The organism is Kangiella sp., from assembly GCF_014762745.1.
Lineage (GTDB): Bacteria > Pseudomonadota > Gammaproteobacteria > Enterobacterales > Kangiellaceae > Kangiella.
Genome location: NZ_JABURJ010000143.1, coordinates 1 through 3581, shown reverse-complemented (window position 1 = coordinate 3581; position 3581 = coordinate 1). Strand labels below are relative to the sequence as shown.

General features: G+C 50.0%; 3 protein-coding genes and 1 tRNA gene. All 4 read left to right on the top strand.

Features of this window, described 5'->3' with window-relative positions; translation table 11 throughout:
* Positions 1–151: 151 nt before the first annotated feature.
* The gene (locus HUJ19_RS12670; protein ID WP_290624637.1) at positions 152–1981 is read left to right on the top strand and encodes an SLC13 family permease; all 1830 of its coding nucleotides are present in this window, start codon (positions 152–154) and stop codon (positions 1979–1981) included.
* Positions 1982–1992: 11 nt separating this feature from the next.
* Entirely contained in the window at positions 1993–3048 is a 1056-nt protein-coding gene (mutY, locus tag HUJ19_RS12665; RefSeq protein WP_290624636.1) for an A/G-specific adenine glycosylase, read from the top strand.
* 49 nt (positions 3049–3097) lie between these two features.
* Positions 3098–3373 (top strand): oxidative damage protection protein, encoded by a 276-nt coding sequence (locus HUJ19_RS12660; RefSeq protein ID WP_290624634.1) that lies wholly within the window; start codon positions 3098–3100, stop codon positions 3371–3373.
* 90 nt (positions 3374–3463) lie between these two features.
* Positions 3464–3539: transfer RNA gene (locus HUJ19_RS12655), tRNA-Phe, on the top strand.
* Positions 3540–3581 lie beyond the last annotated feature (42 nt).

Below are 3581 nucleotides of genomic sequence, written 5' to 3'. Positions count from 1 at the left end.
AATTGGCGCGATTTTAGCACACTCTTTGTTCAGTTTTGCATCATTAGCTTTGGCCTGACAAAAAGGATTGCGAAAATAGCCCTAAATCAGTAAGGTGAGCAGTTCGACCCGGCATAAAAACAATGACATAGAGTAGGAGTAGACTTAAGGAATGCCGTTTCCTGATTTACCCAACAATCACGCTCTTTTTGTGCTGTTACTGACGGCTTTTGCGTTGTACCTGTTTCGCCGCGACGATATCCCGCTCGAAACTTCCTGCGTAATCGTTTTGCTTCTGCTGACTATCGGCTTTAGCTTTGCTCCGTTCCATAACTTCAATGGCCGCCTTGAGCCCATGCAGTTCTTCAGTGGCTTTGGCCATGAAGCATTGGTTGCTGTCTGCGCTTTGATGATTTGCGGTCAGGGCCTTGTGCGAACGGGGGCGCTCGAGCCAATTGGTCGCTTTCTTGGCTCGGTCTGGAAGACTGCCCCACTCTTTTCTCTGTTACTGACCCTGCTGATTGCCGGCGGTCTTAGTGCCTTTGTGAACAACACACCGATTGTAGTTTTACTTTTGCCGATTCTGGTCAGTGTTGCGATTCGTACTAAAAGCAGCCCTTCCAAGCTGCTGATGCCCATGGGCTTTGCCACCATTATTGGCGGCATGGCAACAACAATTGGTACTTCCACCAACCTGCTGGTGGTCTCGGTTGCCTCTGATCTCGGCCTTCCGCGCTTTGGCATGTTCGACTTTTTGCTCCCCGCCAGTATTGCTGCCGCAGTTGCGATTATTTATCTATGGCTGATTGCCCCACGCATTGTTCCCATTCGCCAGGCGGTGATGAAAAACACCTCACCTCGAGTTTTTACCGCTCAACTGCACATCGAAGCAGGCTCTTTCGCTGATGGCAAAACCCTTTCTGAAGTCATTAACAAGACCGATGGCCAGATGAAGGTTGTTCGCATCCAGCGCGGCGAGGAAATTTCGATTGTCCCTATGCCTGATGCCAAAGTTAAGGCAGGTGACCGTCTGAGAGTCATTGATACGCCGGAACACTTAAAAGAATACGAACAGGTGCTGGGTGCAAAATTGTACCGACGCGGCAAACAGATCAGCGACGACCACCCGCTCACTGCCGAAAACCAGCAACTTTCTGAAATCGTTGTCACGCCGGGCTCGCCACTTGCTGGCCGTACGCTGAAAGATGTGGAATTTATCGATCAATATGGTCTGGTGGCCATTGCACTGCACCGCGGTGACAGCATTGTTGATATGCATAATAAAGGGCTTGGTACTGTAACCCTGCACGTCGGCGATGTTTTACTGGTGCAGGGTGGTCAAAAGGATATTGCCGAGTTTAAGAAAAGCGGCGAAATCCTGATCCTGGACGCTACCACAGACCTGCCCAAATCTCACCGCGCGCCTCGCGCTTTGTTCATTATGGGCCTGGTCGTTTTATTGGCTGCTGTTGGAGCTTTGCCGATCGCTATCAGCGCGCTTGGTGGCGCCATGTTGATGATCCTGACTCACTGCATGACCTGGCGCGAAGCCATGCACGCACTCAGCGCACAGGTGATTCTGATTGTTGCCTCAAGTTTAGCGCTCGGTATTGCGATGATTGAAACCGGTGCTGCCGAATACTTGGCTCAGGCCTTCGTTGCTTCACTTTATGGTGCACCGCCGACGGTATTATTAAGCGGCTTAATGTTACTACTTGCAGTCCTGACCAATGTAGTTTCCAACAATGCTGCAGCGGTTATCGGCACCCCAATCGCGGTCAGTATCGCCAACCAGCTTAACCTGCCTGCCGAGCCTTTCGTAATGGCGGTTCTATTTGGTGCCAATATGAGCTTCGCCACGCCTATGGCATATAAAACCAATTTGCTGGTTATGAGTGCGGGTGGCTATAAGTTTTCGGACTTCATCAAGGTCGGTGTACCATTGGTCATTCTGATGTGGATTACTCTGTCCATTGTGCTGCCTATTATCTATCAGTTCTAACGACTTATCGCATGACAAAACCCTGGTCACCCACAGACTTTGCTACAAAGGTCATTGAGTACTACCACGCTCATGGCCGTAAGCACCTGCCCTGGCAAAATACTGACGATCCCTACAAAATCTGGCTCTCCGAAATCATGCTCCAGCAAACTCAGGTCACAACCGTTATCCCCTACTTTGAGCGCTTTGTTGATAGCTTTCCAACGGTTGCTGATCTTGCCCGAGCGACCGATGATGAGGTTATGCAACATTGGAGCGGACTGGGTTATTACAGCCGTGCCCGAAATCTGCATAAAGCAGCGCGCATCATCGAAACAGACTTTGCTGGCAATTTCCCAAAAGACCCTGAGGCTATCGAAACCCTGCCCGGAATTGGCCGCTCAACCGCAGGTGCAATCGCCTCCTTTGCTTTTGGCCAGCCCACCGCCATCCTTGATGGCAACGTCAAGCGCGTACTGGCACGCTGCTACGCCATTGATGGCTGGCCGGGAAATGGTAAAGTTTTAAAAGCCCTGTGGCAACGAGCCGAAGCTAACACGCCCAAACAGGAAACCGCCGCCTACAACCAGGCAATGATGGACTTGGGCGCCGTGGTCTGTACCCGCAGCAAACCCGACTGCCACAGCTGCCCATTATCCAAACATTGTCTGGCTTATCACAGTGACAGTATCGAGCAGTATCCCGGTAAGAAGCCTAAAAAAGCACGCCCCAGTAAATCAGTGTTTTGGCTGATTAGCATTCATCAAGGAAAAGTTCTACTGCATAAACGCCCCCCAAGCGGCATCTGGGGTGGCCTGTGGGCTTTACCCGAAGTGCAGCAGGAAGACATGAGCCCTGAAGACATCCAGCAGCTCGAATCATTTGTGCATAAATTCAGCCACTATGATCTCAAGGTTCAACCGCTACTCCTGCAAAGCACCAACGAGAAAGCATTAGTGGAAAAAAATTCCCATCCGAGTATCATGGAGCCCGCACAAGCAGACTGGTTTAGCCTAAGCCAGCTGAACGAGATTGGCCTGCCCACTCCGGTCAGCAAACTCCTGATGAAACTCCTCGAGAATTCTTGAGTTTAATATCCAAGGCAAACCTCTCAACCGATGACAAGTGGAGATAGAAATGTCACGCACCGTATTCTGCAAAAAACTGCAAAAAGAAGCCGAAGGCATGTCCTTCAAACCATACCCAGGTGAACTTGGCGAAAAAATATACAACGAGATTTCACAAGAAGCATGGACCCAATGGTTAAACCATCAAACCATGCTCATTAACGAAAAACGCCTCAGCCTGATGGACCCGCAAGCGCAGTCCTATTTGGCCGAACAAATGGAAATGTACCTGTTTGGAGGCGACTACGAAAAGCCCGAAGGCTACGTCCCAGAAGAAGACAAATAAAGTCCTCATAACCTAAGCCAATAAAATTCTAATAATTTTAAGAAAGGGGCTTGACTTAAAGCCCCTCAATCGGTTTAATACGCGTCCTGCGGCCTGGTAGCTCAGTTGGTAGAGCGGAGGATTGAAAATCCTTGTGTCGGCAGTTCAATTCTGCCCCGGGCCACCATTATTCAGAAAGCCTGACTAGAAATAGTCGGGCTTTTTTGTG